Origin of the sequence: Streptomyces sp. SirexAA-E (assembly GCF_000177195.2) — a bacterium.
In the GTDB taxonomy this organism is placed as follows: Bacteria; Actinomycetota; Actinomycetes; order Streptomycetales; family Streptomycetaceae; genus Streptomyces; species Streptomyces flavovirens.
Genome location: NC_015953.1, coordinates 1,111,786 through 1,138,286, shown reverse-complemented (window position 1 = coordinate 1,138,286; position 26,501 = coordinate 1,111,786). Strand labels below are relative to the sequence as shown.

Below are 26,501 nucleotides of genomic sequence, written 5' to 3'. Positions count from 1 at the left end.
GGCCGGCCGGGAAGGTCCCGGCCGGCCTCGGGTGCGGTGCCCGGGTCAGGCGTACGGGTAGAAGCCCGAACCCGTCTTGCGGCCGAGGCGGCCGGCGTCGACCATCCGCTGGAGCAGCGGGGGAGCGGCGTACAGCGGCTCCTTGTACTCGGCGTACATCGAGTCGGCGACCGAGGCCACGGTGTCCAGGCCGATCAGGTCGGCGAGCTTGAGCGGGCCCATCGGGTGGGCGCAGCCGAGCTCCATGCCGTTGTCGATGTCCTCGCGGCTGGCGATGCCCGACTCGAACATCCGGATCGCCGAGAGCAGGTAGGGGATCAGCAGGGCGTTGACCACGAACCCGGAGCGGTCCTGGGCGCGGATCGCGTGCTTGCCCAGCACCCCCTCCACCACGGCCTCGGCGCGCTTGATCGTCTCGTCCGACGTGGTCAGAGCCGGGATCAGCTCGACGAGCTTCTGCACCGGGGCCGGGTTGAAGAAGTGGATGCCGATGACCTGGTCGGGCCGGGAGGTGGCGACGGCCAGCTTCACCAGGGGGATGGAGGAGGTGTTCGAGGCGAGGATCGCGTCCGGCCGGGTCACCACCTGATCGAGCACCTGGAAGATCTCGGTCTTGACCTGCTCGTTCTCCACGACGGCCTCGATGACGAGATCGCGGTCGGCGAACTCACCGAGGTCGGTGGTGAAGCTCAGGCGGCCGAGCGTCTCGTCGCGCTCCTCCTCGGTGATCTTGCCGCGTTCGGCGGCCTTCGAGAGGGAGTTGTGCAGCCGGGTGCGGCCGATCTCCAGCGCCTCGCCGGTGGTCTCGGCCACCTTGACCTCGAGGCCGCTGCGGGCGCACACCTCCGCGATGCCTGCGCCCATTTGGCCACAGCCCACCACTCCGACGCGTGCAATGTCGGCCATAGAGTCCGTCACCTCGTGCCTTTCGCTGATCTCCTGCGGCCCTTCCCGTTTGATTCCGGGTGCCCGCCTCGACCCCACGACGTTACTCCGAGACCCGGCAACGGTGTCCCGCGGGTCGCGGCCCGAGGCGGGCATGATCCGCGTCACGCGCGGCTGCCGCGGTGACGCACAGGGACGGAGTGACGAGAGGTGGAGCAGATGCGGCGTATGGGACGAAGGTCGTTCGTGCTGGGAGCGGCGGGGACGGTGGCCGCGCTGGTCACGGCGGGTGACGCCGTGGCCCGCCCCGGCCCCGCCGCCCGCCCGGGGCCCCCGGCGGTCCGCCGGGCGGCGGCGGCCGAGCTGCGCGGGGTGTGGATCGGCACGGTCGGCAACCTGGACTGGCCGTCCAAGGCGGGCCTGACCGCCGCGGCCCAGCAGGCGGAGCTGGTCGCGCACCTGGACCGCGCGGTGGAGCTGCGGCTGAACGCCGTGGTCCTCCAGGTCCGGCCGACGGCGGACGCCCTGTGGCCCTCCCCGCACGAGCCCTGGGCCGAGTGCCTCACCGGGACCCAGGGCAAGGACCCGGGCTGGGACCCGCTGGGCACCGCCGTGAAGGAGGCCCACGCCCGCGGGCTGGAGCTGCACGCCTGGTTCAATCCGTACCGGGTGGCCAACCACACCGACCCCGCGCGTCTGAACGCCTCCCACCCCGCCCGGGTGCACCCGGACTGGGTCCTCCCGTACGGCGGGAAGCTGTACTACAACCCGGGCCTGCCCGAGGTGAGGAAGTTCGTCCAGGACGCGATGCTCGACGCCGTCGGCCGCTACGACGTCGACGCGGTGCACTGGGACGACTACTTCTACCCCTACCCGGTGGCGGGGCAGACCTTCGACGACGACACCGCCTACGCCCGCCACGGGTCGGCCTTCCCGAACAAGGCCGCCTGGCGCCGCGACAACATCGACCGGCTGGTCCGGGAGACGGCCGAGCGCATCACGGGGCTCAAGAAGGACGTCCGCTTCGGGATCAGCCCGTTCGGCGTATGGCGCAACGCCGCGACCGACCCGCTGGGCTCGGACACCCGGGGCGGGGTGCAGACCTACGACGACCTGCACGCCGACACCCGCAAATGGGTGAAGGAGGGCTGGATCGACTACATCGCGCCCCAGGTGTACTGGGAGATCGGCAACTCCGCCGCCGACTACGGCAAACTCGTCGCCTGGTGGGACACGACGGTACGGGGCACGGGCGTCGACCTGTACATCGGCGAGGCCCTGTACAAGTGCGGCGACCCAGCTCAGCCCGCCGCCTGGCAGGACCCCGCCGAACTCTCCCGCCACCTCGACCTGGCCGACGGGCACGACGGGGTGGACGGGCACATCTTCTTCTCGGCCAAGCACGCGAAGACCGACCCCACCGGCGCCCTGGCCCGGGTGGTGGCCGACCACTACCAGGTCCGGGCGCGCACCCCGCGCTGACGCGACCGCGTGCGCCGGGGGCCACGCGAGGCCCCCGGCGGACCCGGGTCTCGGCGGCGTGTCACCGCCGCGGCCCGGGTCTCAGCGGCGTGTCACCGCTCCTCGCGCCGGCAGGCGGTGTGCTGGACCACGCTGTCGGGGCCGGGCGACACGAGCGACTCGTGCCCGTCCTCGTCGCGCAGCCGGTACGGGGGGCTTCCCCCGGCTCCCAGCACCTCGACGATCTCTGCGACCCGGTCCTGCTGCCCCACGGTCCTGCCGTGTGTCAGCAGCCGGTCACCGGTGTGTGCCTCCATCGGGAGCGACCTCCTCACGGGTGGCGGTCCATGTCGACAAGTCTATGACGCGGCACGGCCGCCGTCCCGGCCGCTGTTTCGGCCGCCGCCCAGGCCGCCGTCCCGGGTGCCCTTCCGGCCGCCGGGCGCCCCGCGGTCCGGCCTGCCGCGACCCGCGCGCTGGGTCACGGCGATGCACAGCAGCACCGCCACCGCGGCCACCGGGGCGGCGGCCGACACCTCCTCGCCCAGGGCCAGGAACGACCAGACCAGGGTGAGCAGCGGCTGCGCCAGCTGGAGCTGGCTGGCCCGGGGCACCCCGATCTCCGCCATGCCCCGGTACCAGACGTACAGGCCGAGGAAGGTGGAGCCCGCCGCGACCCAGACCAGGCCGACGACGCCGTGGGCGGTGAGGTGGACCGGTTCGAAGGGCAGGGCCACCGCGGCGCCCGTCACCGCGAGCGGCAGGGCGAGGACCAGCGCCCAGCCGATCACCTGCCAGCCCGGCATGAGCCGGGCCAGCCTGCCGCCCTCGGTGTACCCGGCAGCGCAGACCAGCAGCGCCCCGAACAGATACAGGTCGGCTGCGGAGAGCGCACCGCCGCTCTGCTGGACCGTGAACACGATGACCACGGCCGCCCCCGCGAGCGCGGCGGCCCAAAAGGCGCGCGGAGGACGCGAGCCCGTGCGCAGTGCCGAGAGGAGCGCGGTCGTCAGCGGCAGCAGACCCACCACCACGGCCGCGTGCGAGCTCGTCGACGTCCGCAGCGCCAGCGAGGTCAGCAGCGGGAAGCCCACGACCACACCGCCCGCGACGACCGCCAGTCCGGCCAGATGCTCCCGCCCCGGCAGCGGCACCCGGCCCACCAGCAGCGCGCAGCCCGCGATCAGCGCGGCGAGCACGCTGCGCAGCGCCACCAGCGACCAGGGGCCGAAGCTCTCCAGCCCCCAGACCGTGGAGGGGAAGGTCAGGGAGAACGCGACGACGCCGAGACCGGCGAGCAGGACACCTGCGCGCCCGGACGCCTCCGGTGCCTTCCCGGCCAGGTCGACTGCTATCGCCGTGTGTTCAGTAGCGCTATCCTGTGCTGTCATGCATGAGCGTAGCAGCGTGGCTGACCTGGTGAGTTCGCTGAAGAGCGAGCTGGACCGCTACTCGCCCGGTGGGAAGCTGCCATCCAGTCGGGCGCTCGTCGAGCGCTTCCGGGTCAGCCCGGTGACCGTCTCCCGGGCGGTCGCGCAGCTCGCCGCCGAAGGCTTGGTCGTCACCCGGCCCGGCTCCGGCGCCTTCCGGTCCGAGTCCCGCGCCGGTGTGCCCGAGCCGGGCGACACCTCCTGGCAGGAGGTGTCGCTCAGCGGTGACGGCGGACCCGAGGTCGTGCCCCGCACCGTCGACGCCTCCGGTGTCCTCGTCACGCTCGCCGCGCCGCCCGCCGGAGTCGTCGAACTCAACGGCGGTTACCTCCACCCCGGCCTCCAGCCCGAACGGGCCCTCGCCGCCGCCCTCGCCCGGGCGGGCCGGCGCCCCGGCGCCTGGGGCAGGCCCCCCACCGACGGGCTGGACGAGCTGCGGGCCTGGTTCGCCCGGGAGATCGGACCCGCGCACACCCGGGACGACGTCCTGATCACCGCCGGCGGGCAGAGCGCCCTGGCCACCGCCCTGCGGGCCCTCGCACCGCCCGGTGCCCCCGTCCTCGTCGAGTCGCCGACCTACCCCGGCATGCTGGCCGCCGCCCGCGCCACAGGACTGCGGCCGGTGCCCGTCCCGGTGGACGCCGACGGGGTGCGCCCGGACCTGCTCGAAGCCGCCTTCCGGGCGACCGGGGCCCGCGTCTTCGTCTGCCAGCCGCTCTTCCAGAACCCGACCGGCGCGACCCTCGCGGCCGGCCGGCGTGAACAGGTCGTGCGGGCCGCCCGGGCGGCGGGCGCCTTCGTCGTCGAGGACGACTTCGCCCGCCGCCTCGTCCACCACGACGCCGGCCCGCTCCCCGCGCCACTGGCCGCCCACGACCCGGACGGCGTCGTCGTCCACGTCCGCTCCCTCACGAAGATCACCTCGCCCAGCCTCCGCGTCGGCGCACTGGCCGCCCGGGGGCCCGTCCTGGAACGACTGCGCGCCATCCAGGTCGTCGACAGCTTCTTCGTGCCGCGCCCGCTCCAGGAGGCGGCCCTCGAACTCGTCGGCTCCCCGGCCTGGGAGCGCCATCTGCACGCGGTGGCCGTCGAACTCGGCGCCCGCCGCACCGCCATGACGGCCGCCCTCGGCACCCGGCTGCCCGAACTCGCCCTGCCGCACGTCCCGTCGGGCGGTGGCAGCCTCTGGCTCAGGCTCCCCGGACCGGCCGCCGAGGAACCCGCCCTGGTGTCCGCCGCCCTGCGTGCCGGGGTGGCCGTGGCCCCCGGCCGGCCGTACCACTGCGCCGAACCCCCGGCCGGGCACATCCGGCTGAGCTTCGCGGCCGTCTCCGGCGCGGCCGAGATCGCCGAGGGGGTACGCCGACTGCGCGCGGCCGTCGACGGGTTGCGGGCGACCGGACGCCGGACCCGGTGAGGCGAGGGCCAGGCCCTCCGGCGGACCGGAGCGGTAACCTCCCGGCATGACCGTCCACGCCACGCCCCCGTCGCGTTACGAGATATCGCCCGACCCGTCCCGGCTCGACGCGGAACGCGTCCACCGCTGGCTCTCCACGGACGCCTACTGGGCCCTCGGCCGCACCCGCGAGCAGCAGGACCGGGCGATCGCCGGATCCCTCAACTTCGGTGCCTACGACCGCGTGTCGGGCGAACAGGCGGCCTACGCCAGGGTGGTGACCGACCACGCCTCCTTCGCCTGGGTCTGCGACGTGTACGTGGACCCGGCGGCCCGCGGCCACGGGCTGGGCACCCGCCTGGTCACCGCCGTCCGCGACCACCTGGCCCCGCTGGGCGTGCGCAGGTTCGTGCTCGCCACCAAGGACGCCCACGGGGTCTACGCGAAGCTCGGATTCACCCCGCTCGCGGACCCGGAGATGTGGATGGCCCTCCAGGTCGACTGAGCCCGGCACCCACGGACGCCGCGCCGCCCTCTTGACCGGCGCGGCGCCGCGCCCCACGATCGCGGCCATGAGTGTTCGGGTCTCGCTGGTCGCCGCAGCACGCAGCTCCGCTCTGCTCGCCGAGCGTTTCGGCGACGACCGGCCGCTCGACCACGCGGGCTGGCGCGAGATCCAGTTCGCCGCGCACGCCCTCGTCCCCCTGGGCGCCGCCGAACTGCGCTACTGCTCACCCACCCCGCGCAGCCGCGCCACCGGCGACGCCCTCGGATACGCGCCGTTGTCCCAACCCGCCCTGCGCGACTGCGACATGGGCCGCTGGAACGGCCTGACCCTGGCGGAGGTGGCCGCCCACGACCCGGCCGCCGTGAACACCTGGCTCGGCGACCCGCGTACGGCCCCGCACGGCGGCGAATCCCTGCTGGCGTTCATCTTCCGCATAGGGGGCTGGCTGGACACCCGCCCCGTCCAGGACGGATCCGTCGTCGCCGTCGCCGAACCCGGCGTCGTCCGCGCCGCCCTGGTCTACGCCCTGGGCGCACCGCCGTCGGCGTACTGGCACGTGGACGTCCGGCCGCTGTCCGTCACCACGATCACCGGGGCGCCGGGGCGCTGGCACCTCAGTGTGGAAGCGCTCCCGGGGTGAGCGGCGCGCGGTGCCTTCCCACCTGTCCGACCAGTCGGTATGGTGCCGGTCCGGCAGGTGCGCAGTCCCGAGTCGAGGAGAGACCGTGTCGCAGATCCATGGCCACTGTGACCACCGGTTCGCCGCCGTGCGCGACGCGTTCGTCGGCAACTTCGCCGCTCACGGGGAGGTGGGCGCGGCCGTGACCGTCCTCCTGGACGGTGAGCCGGTGGTAGACCTCTGGGGCGGCTGGGCCGACGTGGCCCGCATCCGCCCCTGGGAGCGCGACACCGTCGTCAACGTGTGGTCCACCACGAAGGGGCCGACCGCGCTCTGCGCCCACGTCCTGGCCGACCGGGGGCTGCTGGACCTGGACGCCCCCGTCGCGGCGTACTGGCCCGAATTCGCCGCCGCGGGCAAGGAGTCCGTCCTCGTGCGCCACCTGCTCTCGCACCGCTCGGGCGTCGCGGGACTGCGCGAGCCGCACAGCCTGGCCCAGCTGTACGACTGGGAGGCGACCACGGCCGCCCTCGCCGCTACCGAACCCTGGTGGGAGCCGGGCACCCGCTCCGGGTACCACGCCATCTCCTACGGCTTCCTGGTCGGCGAGGTCGTCCGCCGCGTCACCGGCCTGCTGCCGGGGGAGTTCCTGCGCAAGGAGATCACCGGGCCGCTGGACATCGACTTCACCATCGGCCGCCCGGAGAAGGACGCGCACCGCGTCGCCGAACTCGTCCGGCCGTACACGGTCGTACGGGAGCAGGCCGCCCTCTTCGCCCGGATGGAACCGGTGGCCATCGCCTCCCTGCTCAACCCCGGTACGGGCACGGAGGCCGCCAACACCCCCGAGTGGCGGGCCGCCGAGATCCCCGCCGCCAACGGCCACGGCACCGCCCGCGCGGTCGCGGCCCTCTACGGGATCGTCGCCGGACGCGGCAGCCTGAACGGCCGGCGGATCCTCTCCGCGGAGGCCGCCGAGCGGATCCGCGAAGGGCAGGGCAGCTGCCGCGACCTGGTCCTGGGCGCGGGCTTCACCCACGAGACCGAACTGGGCCTCGGCCTCTGGCTCAGTGGCCCGAACGGCTCCTACGGCCCCAATCCGCGCGCGGTCGGCCACGACGGGGCGGGCGGATCCTGCGGCCTCGCCGACCCCGAGGCGGGGATCGCCCTCGGATACGTCATGAACCGCATGGGCCCGCACATCGCCGACGACCCCCGCAAGACGACCCTGGTCGACGCCGTGTACGGCTCGCTGGAGGAGGCCCGGTAACGTGCCCGCCCCGGCCGCGGAGCGTCGGTGGTCCCGGGTCCCGGGTCCCGGGTCCCGGGTCCCGGGTCCCGGGGGCCGTGGGCCGTGCCGCGGCTCGGTGGCCCCGGGTCCGTGGACCGTGCGGCGGCGGCTCAGTGGCCCGCCGGACGCATCAGCCCGCTCTCGTACGCGTACACCGCCGCCCGGGTGCGGTCGCGCAGCCGGAGCCTGGCCAGCCTCCGGCTCACATGGGTCCTCACGGTCTGTTCCGCCACGACAGGCCGGCCCGCTGTCTCCCTGTCGGACAGTCCCTGCGCCACGAGGGACAGCACCTGTGTCCCGCGCTCCGTCAGGTCGCCGACCCGCCGAGGGTCAGCAGCAGCCCGAACACCGGCCGCCAGACCGGCGCTCCGGGCCGCCCCCGGCGCCGGCAGCGGGCCGACGGGCGAGGCCCACAGGCCCTCGCACAGCCGGCGCGGGAACGCGCGCACCCGGGCCGCCAGCCCCCTTCCCACCCCTGACGCCCCGTCATGCCGCTCAGCTCAGGCATGGCGCGACTTCGGGGTCAGGGCCGGGGAACCGCCCCTGTGGACCACCCGTGAACGGCCCCCGCCCCGCGTCTCGTACGCGGAGAAAGCGGCCCGGAACACCAGCAGCACCAGGGCGAACACCGGCAGCCAGGCCAGCCGGGCCGCCACCCAGCCGGGGGAGTCGGGCACGGTGTGCAGGCCGGGCAGCGGACCGGCCAGGAACAGGGCGGTGGACGTGACCGTGATCATCGCGGTCTGGTGCCACAGGAATATCGTCATCGCCGACAGGTTCACCAGCGCCACCGCCGCCCAGACCCCGGGCCGGGCCAGGGCCCGTCGCAGCGGGCCGAGCAGCAGGAGCGCGCCCCCGCACTGGGCGAGGCCGAAGGTGACGGCGGCCGTCGTCGGCGGGTCCAGGTTGGAGAGCGTGCCGCCCGGCACCCCGACCATCGAGGCCGGGTACCCGGCGAACAGGACCAGCCCGGCCGTCGCCACCGCGCCCCCGCCCAGCAGCGCCCACCCGGTCCGCCGGTCGCGCAGCCCGCCCCGGGCCCAGGCGGCTCCCAGGCAGTACGGGACCAGCCAGCCCGCCGCCACGTTGATCCAGCCCAGCCACCGGGGCCCGTCCAGCCCCAGCCGGAACAGGTCCACGTGCAGCACCACGGCCAGCGGCCACAGCGGGTGCAGCCGCGCCACCAGCGGGGTGGCGGCCGTCAGTGCCGTGAAGACCAGCAGGAACCACAGCGGCGACCACACCAGCTTGCCCAGCGCGCGGACCGTGTCCGGGTCCACCTCGGAGACCAGCATCACTCCGGCCGCCACCGCCCACACGGCCAGGACCACCAGTACCGGGCGGAACAGCCGGCCCGTCCGGGCCCGCATCCACCGGCCGTACGACTCGCCCCGGGCCCGCGCCGAGGCGTACCCCCTGGCGCCGACCGCACCGCCCACCAGGAAGAACACCGCGAGTGTCTGGAACACCCAGGAGACGGGCGTGAGTTCGGGCATGTACCGGAGCGGGCTCGCCCCGTGCACGGTGCCGCTGTCGGCGACCAGCGCGGTCACCAGCCAGTGGCCGCACACCACACCCAGGATCGCGAAGGCGCGCAGCGCGTCGAGCGCGCGGTCGCGGCCGGCCGGTGTCGCCGCGTCGATACGCCGGACGAGGTCACGCACGGCGTCACCCACGGCCGTCCGCCGTCCCCGCGACGATCCGGGCCAGGCTGCGCAGCGAGACCGATCCGGGTCTCAGGTAGTCGCTGTGGCCGCCGTCGCCCGCGTCGAAGACCTTCGCGCCGAACTCCGGTGCGACCGGGTCCGTGCCGAAGCCGACGGTGGTGAAGGCCAGGTCCAGCCGGACGTGCGGCACGTGCGCGATCCAGTCACCGCCGCCCCGGCCGGCCCGGACGGTGGCACCGGTGTGCAGCTCCTCGGCGGTGGCGGCCCCGGTGCCCGGGCTGCCGTAGAGCACGAGGTCGGCGACCAGGAGACCGGACGCGCCCCGGGCACACACGACCGACCCGTAGGAGTGGCAGAGCAGCGAGACGCGGGCCCCGGGCCGTGCTTCGGTCAACTCACGTACGAAGGAGACCAGTCGGGGCGCGGCTTCGTCGGCCCGGCCCGCTGTCACCGCATCGGGGCTCACGGTGGACGGCGTCCGGTACCCGAGCCACGCGACGACGGCCGACCCCTCGCCCAGCTCGGCGGTGAGCGCTTCGGCGTCCCGCTTCAGCCGCCAGTAGTGATCGAGGTCCACGCCCGCCCCCGGCACCAGGACCGCGATCCGCGCGGCCCCGGACAGATCGCCGAAGACCTCCGCGGTCCGGCCCCCGTCGCGCCCGTCGAACGCCAGGAAGTGGCGCCCCGGGCCCGCCATGGCCCGCAGGGCGTCCGCCCGCCGCCGGTCGCCGTGACCGGAGGCCATCCGCAGTGCGTCGCGCACCGCGTCCCGGGTGGCCGCGTACCGGGCGTCCAGGGCCGCGGGGGTGGCGGCCACCAGCGGGGCGAGGGCGGCGGGGGCGGGGGCCGCGACAGCGGCGGGACGGGCCGCCCCCGACACCGGCAGGGCCACGGACGCGGTGACGAGGAGCGTCAGCAGCGCGCGGCGAAGACGGCGGGTGTGTGGGCGGGACGCCATGGAAGGTCCTTCCGTACCGGGGTTTCGGTGAATCCGGTACAGAAGCTATGGACCGACCCGCGTCGTCGGCGTCACGCCCGGGAGCTCACCCGCCGGGTAGCTCCTGGGTACTACGGGTAGGGGGTCGGTCGGCCCGGCGTCCGGGGCCGGGCAGCCGTGACTTCCGAAGCGCGCTTCAGCCCCGGCGGCGGGGCTTCCCGCCCCTGCCCCCGTTCTTGCCGCTCCCGGACCGGGCGCCGCCCCGGGAGGCGGAACCGCCCTTGCCGCCCGAGGGCTTGCGCGGGGCGCCGCCCCCCTTGCGCTCGGGGCGCCCGGCGGTCTTCTTCTGCTCCGCGGGCGGCTTCCGCGGCCCCCGGGTGCTGTTGACGGTGCGCCCGCGCACGATCCCGATGAACTCCTCCACCAGGTCGGTGGTCCTCGCCTCGGGCCACGACAGGGCGACGCGGGACTCCGGAAGGCCGGACGCGCCGTCGGCCGCCTCCGGCGCCGTGAGCGGCCGGTAGGTCAGGTCCTTGCGGTGGTGCAGCCGGGCCAGCGACTGCGGCACGACCAGCAGCCCCACGCCCGCCGCCACCAGCTCGACGGCGTCGGCCGTCGTGGCCGGCCGTTCGAACGCGGGCCGGCCGGGCGGACGCTCCCAGCCCAGGGTGTCGTCGAGGGGGTGCAGCACGACCTCGTCGGCGAGGTCCTCGACCGACAGCTCCTCGACGGCCGCACCGGCGTGATCCTTGGGGATCACCACCACGGTCGTCTCGGTGTAGAGCGGGATCGCGCTGAGGTCCGTACGGTCCACGGGCAGCCGCAGCAGACCGGCGTCGGCGTCGCCGCGCCGCAGCGCGTCTGCCGCCTCGTCGGCGGGCACGCCCACGAGGGCCAGCGGGACGCCGGGCAGCCGCTCGTTCCAGATCCGCACCCACTTGGTCGGGGTCACGCCCGGGACGTAGGCGAGCCGGAACGACGGGGGAACATCGGAGCCTGTCACCCCGCCAGGTTACCGGGGCTTCCGCCATGGTCGGAGCCCTCTCCGACGGTCGATACCCTTGACCCATGACGTCGCACCAGAGCACCCAGACCATGAAGCCCGCCACGGCGGCGAAGAAGCTGGGTGTGTACCTCGAGGCCACCCCCGCCGAGTTCCAGGAGGGCCTCGTCACGCGCACCGAGCTGAACGCGCTGCAGTCCGACCCGCCGGCCTGGCTGCAGGAGCTGCGCCGCAACGGTCCGCACCCCCGGCCGGTCGTCGCGTCGAAGCTCGGCGTCTCCATCGCCGGCCTCGCCCGCGGCGGGGTCACCGAACCGCTCACGACCGAGCAGATCGACGCGCTGAAGCAGGAGAACCCCGAGTGGCTCCAGAAGGAGCGCGCCACCCAGGCGGAGGTCCGCAAGGAGGCGGCACGCATCAAGGAGCGTGACGCGGCCCGGGCCGCCGAGCGGTCCGGCGACGACGCGCGCGCCTGACCCGGACGAGCTGACCCGGGGGCCCGGCCCGTACCGCCCCGGCCGTGCCGCCCCGCCCGTGCCGGGGCCCGGGGGTACGCACGGCAGCCCTTCCGGACGGGAGCGCGCGCGGCGGCGGACCGGGCTCAGGCGTTCCTGACCCGGCTCGGGCCGCTCGGGCCGGCCGGCGGCGCGATGCCCGGCGGAGCGAACCCCAGGCACGGCGGTGACCCGGGCCGAGAACCCTCACGCGGGCGGGGCCGCGCTCCCCGGCGGAGCGGGAAGCGTCCGTCCCAGGCGGGCGAGCGGGGACAGGGCCATCACCACCGGTGACAGCAGCATGCCCGCGGCAGCCACCAGGAGGCCGGTCCGCGTCCCCCACCCCTGCGCGAGAAAGCCGCCGAGCAGGGAGCCGAGCGGGGTCAGCCCCATACCGACGAAGTTGATCGTCGCGGCCGCGCGGCCCTGCATCCCGTCCGGGGTGACGGCCTGACGGACGGCCATGAGCGTGACGTTCACCAGCTGGCTGAAGGCCCCGAAGACGAGGTTGACCGCGAGGAGCGCGGGAAACGTCACCACGGACGAGCCGGGCAGCGCCGGCACGCACAGGAACACGCCGTCGCCCAGTGCCGCCGCGGACACGAGCACAGCGCCGTGTCCGAAGCGGCTCGGCAGGCGGGCGGCCAGCAGCGAGCCCAGGAGCGCGCCCGGCCCGGTCGCCGCGAGTGCCAGCCCGACGGCGGTGCCCGACAGGTGCAGGTCCCGGGGCAGGAGCAGCAGATAGGCGGTCATCGCGGCCGCGAAGAAGAGCTGGAAGGCGGCCGAGGCGAGGCACACGGTCCGCAGCGAGGGGTCGCCGACGACGAAGCGGAGGCCCTCGTGGATGCGCCGCCACACCCGAGGGGGAGAGGAGGAGCGCTCCGGTACCGACTCGCGGCGGCCGATCCGCCGGATCGACAGGAACGACAGCGCGAAGAACAACGCGCCGGAAGCGGCGGCGACCGGCGCCGACAGCACGGACACCAGCGCACCGCCGAGGGCCGGGCCGCCGATCTGGGCGGCGGACCGGCTGCCTTCGAGCGCGCTGTTGCCCCGCACCAACTGATCGCGCCTCACCAGCCGTACCAGGAAGGCCTGGTAGGCCACGTCGAAGAACACGGACAGAGCCCCGACGGCGAAGGCGACCACGAACAGCGCCGGCAGCCCGAGCACGCCGCAGAGGCCCGCCACGGCTGCGGCGCCCAGCGCCAGCGCACGGCCGGCGTCCGTCAGCACCATCACCGTACGGGCCCGCCACCTGTCCACCCACGCGCCCGCGAAGAGCGACAGCAGCAGGATCGGCGCCTGCCCCACCGCACGCAGGACGCCCAACTCGCCGGCACCGGCGCCGAGCGTCAGGACGGCGAAGAGCGGCAGCACCACGAGGCTGGTGTGCTCGCCCAGTTGGGAGGCCGTCTGGCCCACCCAGAACCTGCGGAAGTCGCCGTCCCGCCACAGGCTCGTCGGAACGGACCGACCCGAAGCGGAGGCGGCGGAGTAAGCAGACGGCACAGGGATCCCTCGGACGACGGGAGGCGAGACCCGGCGGCGGCGCACGCGTGGTGCGCCGACCGCTTCAGGCAGCGGGAAAGAAAGGCTCGCTGTGCCGCGCGTCTGAGGCGGCACGCGATGACGGGCCGGTAAGGGCCTGGGACGTCAACGCGTGCTCGGACGACCGACCATGTCCTCGCTCCTGGTGGGTTTCTTGATCCGCGATCCCTGAGGGCTGTCTCGTCCTGTCTGGCGGGCGCGCGACGACAGCCACGGCATCTCGCACGTCGCCGGAACGCCCGCACACCCAGTATGCGGGCGTCCCTCCGCCTGCGGTAGATCGCGTCCGACGCCGGTTCACGCCGTCGGGAGCCCGAAACAGGCCGTTGAGACCTTGCATTGCGCTTGGCGGGTTGTGCGCGATGTTTGGCGGGCAGGGTAGCGATCGAAGTGTGCAGTCGGCGCGGTTTTGGGGGAATCTGCGCGCCGAGGTTCGAGCAACGGTGTCCTGGTGTCATGAACGCCACATCTCATGCCGGGAGCACGGACTCCTCTGTGGTCTGGTCACACCAGTGCACCCTTGATGATCTGAAGGCTCCGTACACGGTGCCGGAGTCGGCTGTACGCGAGCTCGACAGTGACACGGGGTGGACGCGCCGGTGGATGACGACGTGGAAGACCGGCAGAGCTGATGTCTATTGCCCGGTTCGGGAATTGGCCAGGGCGCCTGTGCCGTGGTCCGTCCCTGCGCGGAGGTTCTCTTGGCGCCCTGGCCAAGTTCATCGTCCCGGTCTTGAGTGCTTGGTGTCGACGGGGCGCCAGCACGGATTAGAAAGCCTCGCGGAGCGACGACTGCTTCTGGCGCTTGATTTCGCTGGGAGGCTGGGCGAGGTGCTGTCGCAACCGTTTCGACTGCAGTTCACCTCGACGGACGGGGCGGGTGAGCACACGCCGGACTACCTGGCTCTGGGGCCGGAGGCGGTGTGGCTGCTGGATGTTCGGCCCGGGGCGAGGACCAAGCCGGAAGACGAGCTGCGCTTCGCTGCGGCCGCCCAGGCCGCTGCTTCGGCGGGCTGGCGCTATGCAGTCGTGACGGGCTGGAGGCGGCAGGTGATCACGGGTATCGACACCTTGTCCGCCCGCCGCAGGAGTATGACCGACCGGCTTGGCCTGCGGCAGCAACTGCTGGACGGAGTACGCGGACAGCCGCAGCGTTTTGGTGACCTTGGGCACCTCCTTGCCCCAGGTCGCCCGCACACAAGCCATCCATCTGCTCTGGCACCGCCGCCTGGCTATGGACTTGGCCCAACCTTTCGAAGACGCAACCTGGATCTATCAGGTGGGAGGCCGGGATGGCTGAGAAGCGCCAGCCGCGGCAGATCGATGACCTTGATGAGGTCCATCAGGACCGGGCGCGAGCCCGGATGGCGCATCTTCTCGAGGCCGAGACGGGGTTCCGTAGTGGTAGCTCCTTCTGGCCCGAGCCCGGTGAGCCGCGCCCTCAGTACGATCCCGAACGGACCACGCTGACACAGCGCCGTCAGGCGAAAGTGGCCGAGCTGCGTGCTCTGCATCCGCAAGATGCCAAGTTGCTTGGCCTAGGAAAGATCAGCTTTCGAACCCTGGAGCGGATGGCCGCCGCACTAGGGCTTGTTTCGAAAGTCCCGCCTGTCCGGCGGCGCCTGGCACGCACACTCGCTGCGTTGTCGGTATCGCCCCGATACATCCAGTATCGGGGCGACCCTCCGCCTTGCGATCGCACGCACCAGACGCCGCCGGGCCCGCCCTCCGGGCGGACGGCGCTACTTTCGAAACAAGCCCTAGATGAGGGCGGTCTGATGGGGCTTGCCGACGGTCGATGTTGCCCGCAGGGCGATCCAGGCTGCGGAGAACAGCTTCAGGATTTTTCCGGGACGCTCTTCGAGAAGGCTGAGCCACTCCTCCTCATAGCGTTCTGCAGCTTCCTGGCTGCCGATCCGTTGTGCGGCGGTTCTCAAGATCCGGCGGGCAAGCCACGGAGAAATCTCAGTGCATTCGGTCAGGATCATGGCGGTGATCAGCGCGATCACGGGTTGAGACAGGAAATCGTTCACCAGGCTGCTCCCCAACGCTCCAGGGAGCCGAACGCCGGGCGGGGACGCTGTGGCCGCGCGGAGGTCTGCGGGGTTGGCAGCTCACCGCGGCGTTCGAGGACAATGGCCCGGGCGGCGTGGCCCCCGTGCGACGTAAGAACGTAAAAGCGCCTGCGGGGACGGCCCTCTTACGAGTGCTCGGTCTCCCAGTGGCTGTCGAGCCAGCCGGCCTGCTCAAGTCGGGCAAGGATCGGGTAGACGCTGCCAGTGGGCTTGCCAGCGGCTTTGGCGACCGCGAAGCCGTGCAACTCCTCTTGGGAGCTCAGGAAGGCTTCGAGAACGTCAAGCGTGGTCGACGTGATACGAAACAGGCTCTTCGCGACGCCAACTCTACATATCAAGGACTAGGGGAGTGGCGGAGTCGATGAATCCGTAAGTGAAGCTTCGCTGGGGCGAGTTGATTGCCGCGTGAAATCTCGAAAGAACCTCCTGGCGTCACCGGGCTGCCCAGCTACGAAGGCATTCTCGGCTCGTTGAGTGCCTGTGCTGATTGGCCGGGTGCCGCCTTGATGGGTGCAGGTGGTCGGTTCATGCCAGGGTGACGTCCACGCCGCCCTCGGTAAGGGTCTGAAGGGCAGCGGCGAACAGGTCGTAGGGCTGGCCGTTCGGGGTCAGGACGTTGGACAGGTACTCGCGTGCAGTCGCGGCGCCTCGCCAGAGCAGGGTGGCGGGGCGGGTGTAGCCGAACGTGCCGCGCAGGCAGTCGTCAAGGGCGGCCAGGCACCCGCCGAAGTAGCCGCCCGGCCCGTTGACCGCTTCGCCGAGTGCCAGGTAGAGCGCTGGTTCATCGGTTATGTACCGACCGTCGAGTTCGTACGCGTGACCGGCCGGCCTGCCACGGTGTGATCGTCGGCAGGCCCGCTCCCGGACGAGGTCGTGCCATGCCCCGCGATGACGGGTATCGAGGCTGGCCCAGGCGTTCACGTCGTCCGGTGGTCCAGCGAGCCACCGCTCCCAGATGGGCCGGGCGTACTCGGGAACAGGTGTGAAGCGGCCGCTATCGAGTTCCAGGTCGATTAGGTCCGCCCCGCAGGAGGATGGGCGCCAGGCGCTGATCGTGGCCCACAGCAGCCGATCAGTAAGCAACTCGCCTCGGCTGTCTCGTATCTCCAGAGCGGCCTCCTCCAGATCCAGTGCCCGCCGGGTGCCCTTCATCAGTGCCGCCCTCAGCTGATCGCTCGGCGCGAGCCCCCGCAGGACAAGTGGTGGAGGCGCCTGCTCAGGCGACACGACCCTGGCGAACTCCCGGCAGGAGCCCAGCCAGCGGTGCCCGTCGTGCACTCGAACGCGACCTCTGTACCCTTCGGGTGGACTTTCGTAGTCGTCCAGACCGGTGAGGAGCAGACTGCCCGTAGGGCCCCGTCCCATGCTCTCCGCATCCTCCAGCAGCCAGGCATCGAGTGTCTCGTCGTCCGGCACTAGCCACACCCGGCTACCCACCCAAGCGGGCATTTCGACTTTCTCCCGAACCCATTCGAACAGTTCGTACGTCCTCCGCTGGGGCTCTCCGAACAGTCCCTCTAGGTCGGCGCAGATGCCCCAGGCGTGGCCATGCTCCGCCTCGGTCAGCGTGTACCGCGCGCGCTCGCGCGTCATCTCATCCTCATGCACAGCAGAAAGGATGCCCCGTCGTGTTCCGACGCCGAAGCCGGGATTCTCTGCTGGATGGGGGTTCAGGGGCCCCTGCCGGACGGTGCACGTGCTCGGTGTCGGTTGGCGCGGCTCGATGTCGTCCGTCTCGAAGAGGCGCGTGAACGCCTTCGAAGCCTCACGCGCAACCCGCCAGGTCATCTGCAAACCCGCCAACCGAAGCGCAACGTCACAGCCGTCCTCGGCGACGGCCCCCTGAAAGTCTTTGCATAAAACTGCGGCATTGCGTATAGTCATGCCATCAACGAGGAGGGTTCCGATGGTGGTACGTGCGGCAGTGGCAGGGGCGAGCGGATACGCCGGCGGGGAGCTGCTGCGTCTGCTCCTGGCCCATCCCCAGGTCGAGATCGGCGCGCTCACCGGACACTCCAACGCGGGTCAGCCGCTCGGCGCGCTCCAGCCGCACCTGAGGCCGCTGGCCGACCGGGTGCTGGAGCCGACCACGGCCGAGGTGCTGGCCGGGCACGACGTCGTGTTCCTGGCCCTGCCGCACGGGCAGTCGGCCGCCGTCGCCGAGCAGCTCGGTGACGGAGTGCTCGTGGTGGACATGGGGGCCGACTTCCGGCTGAAGGACCCCGCCGACTGGGAGAAATTCTACGGCTCCCCGCACGCCGGGACGTGGCCGTACGGTCTGCCCGAGCTGCCCGGGGCCCGCGGCGCCCTGGAGGGCACCAAGCGGATCGCGGTGCCCGGGTGTTACCCCACCGCCGTCTCCCTCGCCCTCTTCCCGGCGTACGAGGCGCGGCTCGCCGAACCCGAGGCGGTCGTCGTCGCCGCGTCCGGCACCTCCGGCGCGGGCAAGGCGGCCAAGCCCCACCTGCTCGGCTCCGAGGTCATGGGCAACATGTCCCCGTACGGCGTCGGCGGGGTCCACCGGCACACCCCCGAGATGATCCAGAACCTCAGCGCCGCCGCCGGTGAGGCCGTCACCGTGTCGTTCACGCCGACCCTCGCGCCCATGCCCCGGGGCATCCTCGCCACGTGCAGCGCGAAGGCGAAGCCGGGGGTGGACGCGCAGTCGCTGCGGACCGCCTACGAGAAGGCCTTCGCCGACGAGCCCTTCGTCGACCTGCTGCCCGAGGGGCAGTGGCCCGCCACCGCCGCCGTGTACGGCTCCAACGCCGTCCAGGTCCAGGTCGCCCTCGACGCGGCGGCCGGCCGGATCATCGTGATCAGCGCCATCGACAACCTCGCCAAGGGCACCGCGTCCGGTGCCCTGCAGAGCATGAACATCGCCCTCGGATTCCCCGAGGAGACGGGCCTGACCACGGTCGGAACCGCCCCGTGACCGAGGCGGGCCCCCGCCCGGACGCGGGCACGGACCCAGGCACAGACGCGGCCCCCGGGCTGCGGACATGGACGGACGCCGCACAGGGGTGCGGCGCGGACGCGGAAGCGAACGAGGAGAAGCAGTGAGCGTCACGGCAGCCAAGGGATTCACGGCGGCGGGCATCGCCGCCGGGATCAAGGAGAACGGGAACCCCGACCTGGCCCTCGTGGTCAACAACGGGCCCCGACGGGCGGCCGCGGGCGTCTTCACCTCCAACCGCGTCAAGGCCGCACCCGTCCTCTGGTCGGAGCAGGTGCTCAAGGGCGGTGAGGTGAGCGCCGTCGTCCTCAACTCCGGCGGCGCCAACGCCTGTACGGGCCCCCTCGGCTTCCAGGACACCCACGCCACCGCCGAGAAGGCGGCCGAGGTGCTCCCCGGCCACAGCGCCGGCGAGATCGCGGTCGCCTCGACCGGGCTCATCGGCCTGCGGCTCCCCATGGACAAGCTGCTGCCCGGCATCGAGCAGGCCGCCGCCGCACTCAGCGAGCACGGCGGCGAGAAGGCCGCACTCGCCATCAAGACCACCGACACCGTGCACAAGACGGCCGTCGCGGGCGGCGACGGCTGGAACGTCGGCGGGATGGCGAAGGGCGCGGGCATGCTCGCCCCCGGCCTCGCCACCATGCTCGTCGTCCTGACCACCGACGCGGACGTCGACGCCCCCGCGCTCGACAGCGCGCTGCGCGCCGCCACCCGCACCACCTTCGACCGGGTCGACTCCGACGGCTGCATGTCGACGAACGACACCGTGCTGCTCCTCGCCTCCGGCGCCGCCGGGATCACCCCCGCGCAGGCCGAGTTCGAGCAGGCCGTGCAGAGCGTCTGCGCCGACCTCGCCCGGCAGCTGATCGGTGACGCCGAGGGCGCCTCCAAGGACATCCGCATCGAGGTGATCAACGCGGCGAGCGAGGACGACGCCGTCGAGGTCGGCCGGAGCATCGCCCGTAACAACCTCCTCAAGTGCGCCATCCACGGAGAGGACCCCAACTGGGGCCGGGTCCTCTCCGCCATCGGCACCACCAAGGCCGCCTTCGAGCCGGACCGGCTGAACGTCGCCATCAACGACGTCTGGGTCTGCAAGGACGGCAGCGTCGGCGAGGACCGCGACCTGGTCGACATGCGCTACCGGGAGGTCCGGATCACGGCCGACCTCGCCGCGGGCGACGACAGCGCCGTCATCTGGGCCAACGACCTCACCGCCGAGTACGTGCACGAGAACAGCGCGTACAGCTCATGAGCGCCGCGAGGAAGCACACCGCGCTGCCGAAGGCCCAGACCCTCATCGAGGCGCTGCCCTGGCTGACCCGGCACAACGGCAAGACCGTCGTCATCAAGTTCGGCGGCAACGCCATGGTCGACGACGAGCTGAAGGCCGCCTTCGCCCAGGACGTCGTCTTCCTGCGGCAGGCCGGGCTCAAGCCGGTCGTCGTGCACGGCGGCGGCCCGCAGATCAGCGCCCAGCTCGACAAGCAGGGCCTCGTCAGTGAGTTCAAGGCCGGACTGCGCGTCACCACGCCCGAGGCGATGGACGTCGTCCGTATGGTGCTCGCCGGACACGTCCAGCGCGAACTCGTCGGGCTGCTCAACGAACACGGCCCGCTCGCCGTCGGCATGACCGGCGAGGACGCCCACACCATCACCGCCACCCAGCACCGGCCCGTGATCGACGGCGAGGCCGTCGACATCGGCCGGGTCGGGGAGATCACCGCCATCGACACCGGGGCCATCCGGGCGCTGCTGGACGACGGCCGGATCCCGGTCGTCTCCTCCATCGCCCGCTCGGCCGAGGACAACCACGTCTACAACGTCAACGCCGACACCGCGGCCGCCGCACTCGCCGCCGCGCTGGACGCCGAGACCCTGATGGTCCTCACCGACGTCGAGGGCCTCTACGAGGACTGGCCGAACAGCGACGACGTGATCAGCCGCCTCACCGCCACCGAGTTGGAGAAGCTGCTGCCCGACCTCTCCAGCGGCATGGTCCCCAAGATGAAGGGCTGCCTGCACGCCGTACGCAACGGTGTCCAGACCGCCCGCGTCATCGACGGACGCGTCCAGCACTCGATCCTGCTGGAGATCTTCACCGACGAGGGCATCGGCACCATGGTCGTGCCCGACGCACCACAGGAACCGCGGGAAACACAGGGGGAGTCATGAGCAACGCAGCGTACACACAGCGGTGGCAGGGCGCGCTGATGGACAACTACGGCACCCCGCAGCTGCCGCTGGTCCGCGGCGCCGGCGCGAAGGTGTGGGACGCCGACGGCACCGAGTACCTCGACTTCGTCGCCGGTATCGCGGTCAACGCGCTGGGCCACGGCCACCCGGCGATCGTCGAGGCCGTCACCGCCCAGGTCGCCTCCCTCGGCCATGTCTCCAACCTCTTCGTCGCCGAACCGCCCGTCGCCCTCGCCGAACGGCTCCTGACGCTCCTCGGCCGGCCCGGCAGGGTCTTCTTCTGCAACTCCGGGGCCGAGGCCAACGAGGCCGCGTTCAAGATCGGCCGGCTCACCGGGCGCACCCACATGGTCGCCACGGAAGGCGGCTTCCACGGCCGGACCATGGGCGCCCTGGCGCTCACCGGACAGCCGGGCAAGCGCGACGCCTTCCAGCCGCTGCCCGGTGACGTCACACACGTGCCGTACGGCGACGTGGAGGCGCTCCGGGCCGCGGTCACCACCGACACCGCGCTGCTGATCGTCGAGCCCGTGCAGGGCGAGAACGGCGTCGTCGTCCCGCCCCCGGGCTACCTGGAGGCGGCCCGGGAGATCACCCGGGCCACCGGCACCCTGCTCGTCCTGGACGAGGTGCAGACGGGTGTCGGCCGGTGCGGCCACTGGTTCGAGCACCAGGCCCACCAGGACGTCGAGCCCGACCTCGTCACGCTCGCCAAGGGGCTGGGCGGCGGGCTGCCCATCGGGGCGACCGTGGCCTTCGGCCCCGCGGCCGACCTGTTGAAGCCGGGCCAGCACGGCACGACGTTCGGCGGCAACCCGGTCGTCTGCGCCGCCGGTCTCGCCGTCCTGGACACGCTGGCCGCCGACGGCCTCCTCGACGGCGTCAAGCGGCTCGGTGAGAAGATCAGGGACGGTGTCGAGGCGCTGGGACACCCCCTGGTCTCCCATGTCCGCGGCTCCGGTCTTCTGCTGGGTATCGTGCTCACCGGGCCCCTCGCACCCCAGGTGCAACAGGCGGCCCAGGGTGCCGGGCTCCTGGTGAACGCGCCCGCACCCGACGTCGTACGGCTCATGCCGCCGCTGATCATCGGTGACGCGGAGGTGGACGCGTTCCTGCGGATCCTGCCGGGAGCACTCGACGCGGCATACGGGGACGGACGATCCGGAGAATGAGGCGACGACGATGACCGAGGCGCAGGACACCGAGCACGGCGGGCCGTCGGTGCCGCAGACCCGCACCGCACGCCACCGCAGGATCGTGGACATCCTGAACCGCCAGCCGGTGCGCTCACAGAGCCAGCTGGCCCGGCTGCTGGCCGACGACGGGCTGAGCGTCACCCAGGCGACGCTCTCCCGCGACCTCGACGAGCTCGGCGCGGTCAAGATCCGCAACACCGGCGGGGAGCTGATCTACGCGGTGCCCAGCGAGGGCGGGTTCCGCACGCCGCAGGCGCCGCTCGGCGAGTCCGCCAAGGAGGAGCGGATGCGCCGTCTCTCCTCCGAACTGCTCATCTCCGCGGAGGCGTCGGCCAACCTGGTGGTGCTGCGCACGCCGCCGGGGGCCGCCCAGTTCCTGGCCTCGGCCATCGACCAGGCCGAGCTGCGCGAGATCCTCGGCACGATCGCGGGGGACGACACGCTGATGCTGATCAGCCGCGACCCGAACGGCGGCCAGGCGCTCGCCGACCACCTGCTGCGGCTGGCCCAGAACGACCGCTGACCAGGCGTCAGTAACGCGTCACCGCGGTCGGACCGGAGACGGTGCCGACCGCGATGTGCGGACGCCGGGCCGGATCCGCCCAGGCCAGGATCCGGTCCATCGCGGCCCCCGGCACGGAGACGCAGCCGGCGGTCGCGCCCTTCCCGTTGACGTGGAGGAAGATCCCCGCGCCCCTGCCGCGCACCGGCCGGCGGTAGTTGAAGCCGATGACGAGGGCACGGGCGTACTGCGTGGCGTACGACGCCAGGTGCTCCGACTCCTGCGCCCGGCAGTCGGCGGGCAGCGGCTCCACCCAGCGGTTGTACGCGGCCGATCCGTTGTCCTGGCACCACCACGAGCGGTCGTTCACCAGACGGTACGGGGAACGGGTGCCGGCCGGCGCGGGCCGGGTCCCGAAGGCGTACGGCAGGCCGTACAGCCCGGTCGGCGTGGTGTTCGTGCCCTGGACACGGGTGGCGCCCTCGGTGAGGCCGCCCGACCCGAAGCGCGCCGGTGCCCTGTCGGCCTCCACCCACCGGCCGTGCCGCCGCTCCCACCAGATGACCGTGCCCGTGGTGGAGGCGGCGTCCGGGGCGACGGCGGTGATCAGCTGGCTGCCGCCGCCCGTGTCGGCCAGCCGCCGGGGGAGGGGCGGCGCACCGCCGGGCGAGGCCGCGACGGAACCGGCCAGCACGAACAGGACGGACACGGTCACCAGGGATCTGCGCATGGACCGGACCGTACGGGGAGGCGCGGTGCGTCCCCACCGCACCTGCTCCGTACGGCCCAGCGCCTCACCCGGCGGCGGGCGCGGTGGGCAGGGCGGGCAGCGGCAGGGGGAGCCCCGGAAGCCCGTCGATGCTGGTGGCGATGTGGTCCTTCTTCTCGAAGTAGGCGCTCAGGCCGGCGTCGTCCTCCCGCCCGAAGCGGTCGCTGAGCAGCGTGCGGTCCTTGTCGTAGGTCATGAAGGGCACCGCGTAACCGCAGCTGTCCCGGATCAGTTCGGCCTTCACCACGATGATCGCCCGCAGCCCGTACGAGGCGGGGTCCGCGGCGGTGAAGCGGCCGAGCAGCGCGGTGAAGCGGGGGTCGTCACGGAACACCGGCTCACCGCGGCCGTGCACCCGGACGATGGTGGGCGGCCCCTGGAAGGCGCACCACATCAGCGTGAGGCGGCCGTTCTCCCGGAGGTGGGCGACGGTCTCCGCGTTGCTGCCCGCGAAGTCGAGGTAGGCCACGGTCCGTTCGTCGAGGACCGCGAAGGAGCCCCTGACCCCCTTGGGGGAGAGGTTGACCGTGCCGTCGGCGTCCAGGGGCGCCGTCGCGGTGAAGAAGACCGGCTGCTCCTCGATGAACGTCCTCAGCCGGCCGTCGATGCGTTCGTATGTCTTTCCCATGAGCGCATTCTCGTCCCGTCCCGCCCGCGGAAGCGGGTGATTTCACCGTGCCGGGCGCAGCCCGCGGGTCCGCGCGCGGTCCTGGGCGACCACGAGCCGCCGTGCGGCGAGCCGTGTGGGAGCCGGCACTTCCGGCGCGGTCCGTGCGAGCAGCCAGTCCCGCTCCAGCCCGGCGGCGTACGGCCGCAGAGCCAGGCAGGCGGCTCGGACCACGGGGGCCGCCGGGTCGTCGAGCAACGGACGTATCCGGTCGGGCCGTACGGCGTCGAGGGCGCGCAGCCCCGCGACGGCCCGGGCGCGCACGGCGGAGACCGGATGTGCCGTCAGGCCCCACAGCGTTTCGGCGTCCTCGCCCGTGCCGCACTCGCCGAGCCCGGCGGCCGCCGCGGGCTGTTCCGCGGGGTCGGCGCACCATTCCCGGTAGAGGGGGAGCGGATCGGTGCCCACCTGCCGCAGGACGTACCGGGCGCAGGCCCGGACGACACGCGCCCGGTCGGCGAGGAACGCGACCGCCTCGCCGTGCCGGCCGGCCCGCCGCAGCCCGGTCACACCGGCGGAGCGGACCTGCGGTGAGCGCGCGGACAGCAGCGGATCCAGCACGTCGTCGACGTCCGCGTCGCCCATCGTGGCGAGCGCGGCCTCCGCACAGAGCGTCTGGACGCGTATGTCGTCGGACGCGGCGGCGGTGCGGGCGAGTTCCGCCGAGGTCAGCAGGCGCCGGTCCACGGCGACGCGGTGGGCGAGCCGGCGCACCGCGCGGTCCCCGCTCGTCAGGAGATCGACGACGTCCGTGCCAGGTCCCTCGCGCAGCGCGCGGTCCAGCAGCTCCCGTGCGGAACCTCCCCGCTCACGCCGGGCCAGGAACAGGATCAGGCCCGCCAGCGGCACGAGTCGCCGCCCGGAGACCTCCGCCAGCAGTTCCCGGGCCCGGTGACTCACCGGCGCGACCCAGTCGGCGCAGCGCACCACCAGCAACGGCCGCAGGACAGCCGCTCCGGCCGCCCGCTCCAAGGCGGCCAGGCGGACCCGGCCGTTGGGGTGGCACAGGGCGAGGGCGATCCTGGACGCCGCGGCCGGAGAGGGCACCCCGGCCGGAAGGTGCCTGAGTTCGTTGCGCGTGGGCAGCAGGGCCGCGGCGCCGGGGGCCAACTGACGGACCCCGGAGTCCAGCGTGACCCAGTCCGCCGGAGAGGTGGTGTCCAGTGCCTCGTGCACCGGTACGCCGCGGGCGACGCGCTCGGCCGCCCCGTGTCCGTCATTCATCCGGCCCCCCTGGAAGTGCGCGTGCCCGGTCGAGGGAAAGGCGCGTGTGGTGGATCCCGATCGTAGGGGCCGGCCGGGTCCACGCCCCAGTGATTTACGGTCTCTGACCGGCAGCTTTGACAAGGCATACGGGCCATTGCATAGTTATGCCATACGTGATCGCGTCGCGAGACGGACGCGCACCCCTTGCACTCCCGAGGAGCACGCAGTGAGCAACGGCACCGGCAACAGCGACGTACGCCTCTGGGGCGGGCGTTTCGCCGACGGTCCGGCCGAGGCGCTGGCCAAGCTGTCCGCGTCCGTCCACTTCGACTGGCGGCTCGCGCCGTACGACATCGCGGGTTCCCGCGCCCACGCCCGTGTGCTCAACAAGGCCGGACTGCTCACCGACGACGAACTGTCCCGGATGACCGCCGGACTGGACGCTCTCGAAGCCGACGTGGCGAAGGGCTCGTTCACCGGCACCATCGCCGACGAGGACGTCCACACCGCCCTGGAGCGCGGGCTCCTGGAGCGCCTCGGCGCGGAGCTCGGCGGCAAGCTGCGGGCCGGCCGGTCGCGCAACGACCAGGTCGCCACCCTCTTCCGGATGTACCTGCGCGACCACGCCCGGATCATCGGCGGGCTGCTCGCCGAGCTCCAGGACGCCCTGGTCGCTCTGGCCGAGGCCCACCCGGACGTCGCCATGCCGGGCCGGACGCACCTCCAGCACGCCCAGCCGGTCCTGTTCGCCCACCACGTCCTGGCACACGCGCAGTCCCTGTCCCGGGACGCCGAGCGGCTGCGGCAGTGGGACGAGCGCACCGCGGTCTCCCCGTACGGCTCCGGCGCGCTGGCCGGGTCGTCCCTCGGCCTGGACCCGGAGGCGGTCGCGGCCGACCTCGGCTTCGAGCGCGGGTCGGTCGCCAACTCCATCGACGGCACCGCCTCCCGGGACTTCGTCGCCGAGTTCGCGTTCATCACGGCGATGATCGGCGTCAACCTCTCCCGGATCGCCGAGGAGATCATCATCTGGAACACGAAGGAGTTCTCCTTCGTCACCCTCCACGACGCCTTCTCCACCGGCTCCTCGATCATGCCGCAGAAGAAGAACCCGGACATCGCCGAGCTGGCGCGCGGCAAGTCCGGCCGCCTCATCGGCAACCTGACGGGTCTGATGGCGACGCTGAAGGCGCTCCCGCTGGCGTACAACCGGGACCTCCAGGAGGACAAGGAGCCGGTCTTCGACTCCTGCGACCAGCTGGAGATCCTGCTCCCCGCCTTCACCGGAATGATGGCCACGCTCACCGTCCACCGGGAGCGCCTGGAGGAGCTGGCTCCGGCCGGCTTCTCGCTCGCCACGGACATCGCCGAGTGGCTGGTCAAGCAGGGCGTCCCGTTCCGGGTGGCGCACGATGTCGCGGGCGAGTGCGTGAAGGTGTGCGAGCAGCAGGGCATCGAGCTCGACGAGCTGACGGACGAGCAGTTCGCGAAGATCTCCGAGCACCTCACCCCGGAGGTCCGCACCGTCCTGAACGTGCCCGGCGCGCTCGCCTCCCGCGACGGGCGGGGCGGGACGGCCCCCTCCGCCGTCGCCGTCCAGCTCACCGAGGTGAAGGCCGACCTGGCGACACAGCACGCCTGGGCCACCGCGCGCGGGTGACCCGGAGGCATCGCGGGCTACGTTGGACG

25 protein-coding genes and 1 pseudogene are annotated in these 26,501 nt (G+C 72.8%); 12 read left to right on the top strand and 14 right to left on the bottom strand.

What is annotated here, in order from left to right; genetic code table 11:
* Window positions 1-45: 45 nt before the first annotated feature.
* Window positions 46-906 (bottom strand): 3-hydroxybutyryl-CoA dehydrogenase, encoded by an 861-nt coding sequence (locus SACTE_RS04905; RefSeq protein WP_014044919.1) that lies wholly within the window; start codon window positions 904-906, stop codon window positions 46-48.
* A gap of 198 nt (window positions 907-1,104) precedes the next feature.
* Here SACTE_RS04905 and SACTE_RS04900 point away from each other — a divergent pair, with 198 nt between their 5' ends.
* On the top strand, window positions 1,105-2,367 hold the full coding sequence (locus SACTE_RS04900) for a family 10 glycosylhydrolase (RefSeq protein ID WP_014044918.1): 1,263 nt from the start codon (window positions 1,105-1,107) through the stop codon (window positions 2,365-2,367).
* A gap of 92 nt (window positions 2,368-2,459) precedes the next feature.
* Here the strand turns inward: SACTE_RS04900 and SACTE_RS04895 are convergent, their stop codons facing one another.
* Window positions 2,460-2,663: a DUF1918 domain-containing protein gene (locus SACTE_RS04895; protein ID WP_014044917.1), complete on the bottom strand. Its 204-nt coding sequence runs from the start codon at window positions 2,661-2,663 to the stop codon at window positions 2,460-2,462.
* Window positions 2,664-2,705: 42 nt separating this feature from the next.
* The gene (locus SACTE_RS04890; RefSeq protein WP_014044916.1) at window positions 2,706-3,737 is read right to left on the bottom strand and encodes a DMT family transporter; all 1,032 of its coding nucleotides are present in this window, start codon (window positions 3,735-3,737) and stop codon (window positions 2,706-2,708) included.
* Here SACTE_RS04890 and SACTE_RS04885 point away from each other — a divergent pair.
* The 4 genes from SACTE_RS04885 to SACTE_RS04870 all read left to right on the top strand — a co-directional run bounded on the left by SACTE_RS04885 (window position 3,736) and on the right by SACTE_RS04870 (window position 7,569).
* Window positions 3,736-5,193, top strand: a complete 1,458-nt coding sequence (locus tag SACTE_RS04885; protein ID WP_026359214.1) for a PLP-dependent aminotransferase family protein — start codon at window positions 3,736-3,738, stop codon at window positions 5,191-5,193. The genes SACTE_RS04890 and SACTE_RS04885 overlap by 2 nt on opposite strands.
* A gap of 46 nt (window positions 5,194-5,239) precedes the next feature.
* Window positions 5,240-5,677, top strand: coding sequence for a GNAT family N-acetyltransferase (locus SACTE_RS04880; protein ID WP_014044914.1), 438 nt, complete (start codon window positions 5,240-5,242; stop codon window positions 5,675-5,677).
* A gap of 67 nt (window positions 5,678-5,744) precedes the next feature.
* Window positions 5,745-6,320 (top strand): histidine phosphatase family protein, encoded by a 576-nt coding sequence (locus SACTE_RS04875; protein ID WP_014044913.1) that lies wholly within the window; start codon window positions 5,745-5,747, stop codon window positions 6,318-6,320.
* 85 nt (window positions 6,321-6,405) lie between these two features.
* A complete protein-coding gene (locus tag SACTE_RS04870) occupies window positions 6,406-7,569 on the top strand; it encodes an EstA family serine hydrolase (RefSeq protein WP_014044912.1) in 1,164 nt (387 codons plus the stop codon).
* A 131-nt stretch (window positions 7,570-7,700) separates the two neighbouring features.
* On the opposite strand, the pseudogene SACTE_RS34865 reads toward SACTE_RS04870, so the two are convergent.
* From SACTE_RS34865 to SACTE_RS04850, 4 genes and pseudogenes are all read right to left on the bottom strand, one after another.
* Window positions 7,701-7,913 (bottom strand): annotated as a pseudogene (locus SACTE_RS34865) (LuxR C-terminal-related transcriptional regulator); the annotation flags it as partial.
* Between the two features lie 177 nt (window positions 7,914-8,090).
* Entirely contained in the window at window positions 8,091-9,254 is a 1,164-nt protein-coding gene (locus tag SACTE_RS04860; protein WP_226995145.1) for an acyltransferase, read from the bottom strand.
* A gap of 4 nt (window positions 9,255-9,258) precedes the next feature.
* Window positions 9,259-10,215, bottom strand: coding sequence for an alpha/beta hydrolase (locus SACTE_RS04855; protein ID WP_014044909.1), 957 nt, complete (start codon window positions 10,213-10,215; stop codon window positions 9,259-9,261).
* Between the two features lie 175 nt (window positions 10,216-10,390).
* Entirely contained in the window at window positions 10,391-11,197 is an 807-nt protein-coding gene (locus tag SACTE_RS04850; protein WP_014044908.1) for a LysR family substrate-binding domain-containing protein, read from the bottom strand.
* Between the two features lie 65 nt (window positions 11,198-11,262).
* On the opposite strand from SACTE_RS04850, the gene SACTE_RS04845 reads away from it, so the two are divergent.
* Window positions 11,263-11,673, top strand: coding sequence for a DUF5997 family protein (locus SACTE_RS04845; protein ID WP_014044907.1), 411 nt, complete (start codon window positions 11,263-11,265; stop codon window positions 11,671-11,673).
* Between the two features lie 225 nt (window positions 11,674-11,898).
* On the opposite strand, the gene SACTE_RS04840 is transcribed toward SACTE_RS04845, so the two are convergent.
* From SACTE_RS04840 to SACTE_RS04820, 4 genes are all read right to left on the bottom strand, one after another.
* A complete protein-coding gene (locus SACTE_RS04840; RefSeq protein ID WP_014044906.1) occupies window positions 11,899-13,203 on the bottom strand; it encodes an MFS transporter in 1,305 nt (434 codons plus the stop codon).
* Between the two features lie 1,799 nt (window positions 13,204-15,002).
* Window positions 15,003-15,275: a hypothetical protein gene (locus tag SACTE_RS34360; RefSeq protein ID WP_019993663.1), complete on the bottom strand. Its 273-nt coding sequence runs from the start codon at window positions 15,273-15,275 to the stop codon at window positions 15,003-15,005.
* Between the two features lie 167 nt (window positions 15,276-15,442).
* On the bottom strand, window positions 15,443-15,655 hold the full coding sequence (locus SACTE_RS34860; RefSeq protein ID WP_019993664.1) for a helix-turn-helix transcriptional regulator: 213 nt from the start codon (window positions 15,653-15,655) through the stop codon (window positions 15,443-15,445).
* Window positions 15,656-15,842: 187 nt separating this feature from the next.
* Window positions 15,843-16,910, bottom strand: a complete 1,068-nt coding sequence (locus SACTE_RS04820; protein ID WP_014044904.1) for a barstar family protein — start codon at window positions 16,908-16,910, stop codon at window positions 15,843-15,845.
* Window positions 16,911-17,223: 313 nt separating this feature from the next.
* Here SACTE_RS04820 and argC point away from each other — a divergent pair, with 313 nt between their 5' ends.
* The 5 genes from argC (at window position 17,224) to SACTE_RS04795 (ending at window position 22,191) form a co-directional block, all read left to right on the top strand.
* Window positions 17,224-18,252 carry an N-acetyl-gamma-glutamyl-phosphate reductase gene (gene argC, locus SACTE_RS04815; protein ID WP_014044903.1) on the top strand — a complete coding sequence of 343 codons (1,029 nt, stop codon included), beginning with the start codon at window positions 17,224-17,226 and terminating at the stop codon, window positions 18,250-18,252.
* Between the two features lie 124 nt (window positions 18,253-18,376).
* Window positions 18,377-19,531: a bifunctional glutamate N-acetyltransferase/amino-acid acetyltransferase ArgJ gene (gene argJ, locus SACTE_RS04810; protein WP_014044901.1), complete on the top strand. Its 1,155-nt coding sequence runs from the start codon at window positions 18,377-18,379 to the stop codon at window positions 19,529-19,531.
* Entirely contained in the window at window positions 19,528-20,451 is a 924-nt protein-coding gene (gene argB / locus SACTE_RS04805) for an acetylglutamate kinase (protein WP_014044900.1), read from the top strand. Before argJ ends, argB begins: the two co-directional genes overlap by 4 nt.
* Window positions 20,448-21,644, top strand: a complete 1,197-nt coding sequence (locus tag SACTE_RS04800) for an acetylornithine transaminase (protein ID WP_014044899.1) — start codon at window positions 20,448-20,450, stop codon at window positions 21,642-21,644. The genes argB and SACTE_RS04800 overlap by 4 nt, the downstream gene beginning before the upstream one ends.
* A gap of 10 nt (window positions 21,645-21,654) precedes the next feature.
* Complete coding sequence (locus SACTE_RS04795; protein ID WP_014044898.1) at window positions 21,655-22,191, top strand: arginine repressor; 537 nt, start codon at window positions 21,655-21,657, stop codon at window positions 22,189-22,191.
* A 7-nt stretch (window positions 22,192-22,198) separates the two neighbouring features.
* Here SACTE_RS04795 and SACTE_RS04790 read toward each other — a convergent pair whose 3' ends face one another.
* From SACTE_RS04790 to SACTE_RS04780, 3 genes are all read right to left on the bottom strand, one after another.
* Window positions 22,199-22,900 carry a L,D-transpeptidase family protein gene (locus SACTE_RS04790; protein WP_014044897.1) on the bottom strand — a complete coding sequence of 234 codons (702 nt, stop codon included), beginning with the start codon at window positions 22,898-22,900 and terminating at the stop codon, window positions 22,199-22,201.
* A gap of 64 nt (window positions 22,901-22,964) precedes the next feature.
* Entirely contained in the window at window positions 22,965-23,567 is a 603-nt protein-coding gene (locus SACTE_RS04785) for a pyridoxamine 5'-phosphate oxidase family protein (RefSeq protein WP_014044896.1), read from the bottom strand.
* A gap of 42 nt (window positions 23,568-23,609) precedes the next feature.
* A complete protein-coding gene (locus tag SACTE_RS04780; protein ID WP_014044895.1) occupies window positions 23,610-24,830 on the bottom strand; it encodes a hypothetical protein in 1,221 nt (406 codons plus the stop codon).
* Between the two features lie 208 nt (window positions 24,831-25,038).
* Here SACTE_RS04780 and argH point away from each other — a divergent pair, with 208 nt between their 5' ends.
* Window positions 25,039-26,472, top strand: coding sequence for an argininosuccinate lyase (gene argH / locus SACTE_RS04775; RefSeq protein ID WP_014044894.1), 1,434 nt, complete (start codon window positions 25,039-25,041; stop codon window positions 26,470-26,472).
* The last annotated feature ends 29 nt before the right edge of the window (window positions 26,473-26,501 follow it).